The organism is Persicitalea sp. (assembly GCF_041751555.1).
Lineage (GTDB): Bacteria > Bacteroidota > Bacteroidia > Cytophagales > Spirosomataceae > Persicitalea.
The window spans coordinates 1-1,749 of the sequence record NZ_JBGSXF010000367.1 but is presented as its reverse complement, the minus strand read 5'-3'; the positions used below and the strand labels follow the sequence as shown (position 1 = coordinate 1,749).

The 1,749-nt window shown below is 51.6% G+C and carries 2 protein-coding genes; both read left to right on the top strand.

The annotated features are described in order from the left end of the window. Positions 1 to 694: 3-deoxy-manno-octulosonate cytidylyltransferase (kdsB, locus tag ACEW8P_RS13195; RefSeq protein ID WP_373513545.1), on the top strand; the 694-nt coding region annotated here is incomplete at its 5' end. 221 nt (positions 695 to 915) lie between these two features. Next, positions 916 to 1,749 (top strand): response regulator (locus ACEW8P_RS13190; RefSeq protein WP_373513544.1); only part of this gene is annotated, 834 nt, incomplete at its 3' end.

The following is a 1,749-nucleotide window of genomic DNA, read 5'->3' as shown; positions in this document are numbered from 1 at the left end:
CTTTCCGGCCAAGGCCCTGGCCGAAATCGGCGGCGTCAGCATGATCAGGCGCGTCTATGAACAGGCCAAACTTTCGTCGCGGCTGTCGCAGGTCGTTATCGCCACCGACGACGACCGCATCTTCGACCATGTGCAGTCCTTTGGCGGCAAAGTCGTGATGACTTCCGGGAACCACCAAAGCGGCACCGATCGCTGTTTTGAAGCTTTGCAGTACCTGGAAGGCGTGTACGACTACGTCATCAACATTCAGGGCGACGAACCCTTCATCCAGCCGACCCAAATCAACCGCCTGGCTTCCGTGCTGAACGGACAAACGCAGTTAGCTACGCTGGTGAAAGCAATCGAAGACCAGGAAACGCTTTTCAACCCCAACACGCCCAAAGTACTGCTCAGCGCGAGCCGAAACGTCCTGTATTTTAGTCGCCAAACCATTCCTTACCTCCGCGAAGTGGAAAAATCGGACTGGCTGGGCCGCCATACTTTTTACAAACATATCGGCATTTATGCCTACCGCACCGATGTTCTGGCTCAAATCACGCAACTACCCGTGTCGTCGCTCGAACGGGCCGAGGCTCTGGAACAACTCCGGTGGCTCGAAAACGACTACACGATCCAAGCCGTCATCACACCTGATGACTCGCACGGCATCGACACGCCGGATGATATGGAACTCGTGGCGCGGAAATTCTTGTGAAAGGGTTGGGTTGCTTGAAGGTTTAAAAATTTAAATGTTGAAGGGTTTAGTCGTTTAGTTGTTGGTTTCTAGCTGTTTGGTATGATTTAATAAAACCGCTCACTGCTCGTCAAGTACGAGACCACCTTTTTTATCGTTAAAACTAAATTGTAAAAAGACGACAGCCGATCGCCGCCCGTGCGACGGACCGTACCGAAAACCTCATAAAACCTCTCTATAACATGCAATACAACATCCTCTGGGCCGATGATGAAATCGACCTCCTCAAGCCACACATCATGTTCCTGACCGCAAAAGGTTACACCGTAACGCCCGTCAACAGCGGGGCCGATGCTTTGGACAAGGTCGAGAGTGAGCGCTACGACATCGTTTTCTTGGACGAGATGATGCCCGGTATGACGGGCCTCGAAACGCTGGCCCAAATCAAGCAAATGCGCCCCTCGCTGCCCGTGGTGATGATTACCAAGAGCGAGGAGGAACACATTATGGAGGACGCCATCGGCTCCAAAATCGCCGACTACCTCATCAAGCCCCTCAATCCGAATCAGATTCTGCTTTCGGTCAAGAAAATTCTGGATAACAAGCGGCTCGTGACCGAAAAGACGACGCTCAGCTACCAGCAGGAATTTCGTAATCTGGCGATGCAGTACCAGGATCGCATCGGTCATGAAGAGTGGGCAGATATTTACAAGAAGCTCATTTACTGGGAACTGGAACTGGAAAGTTCACAGGATCAGGGAATGGCGGAGGTATTCTCCATGCAGAAGAGCGACGCCAACAACAATTTCGCCAAGTTTATCGAGGAGGAGTACGACGGCTGGCTGAACGATCCCCGCGCTGACCGGCCCATCATGTCGCATCAACTGATGAAAAATAAGGTTTTCCCGCACCTGAAAGGCAGTGGTGAACCGTTATTTTTCCTGCTCATAGACAACTTTCGCTACGACCAATGGAAGATGATTCAGTCGGTGATGCAGGAGTATTTCACCATCGAAGAAGAATCCACGTACTACTCTATTTTACCCACGACAACCGGCTACGCCCGCAATGCAATT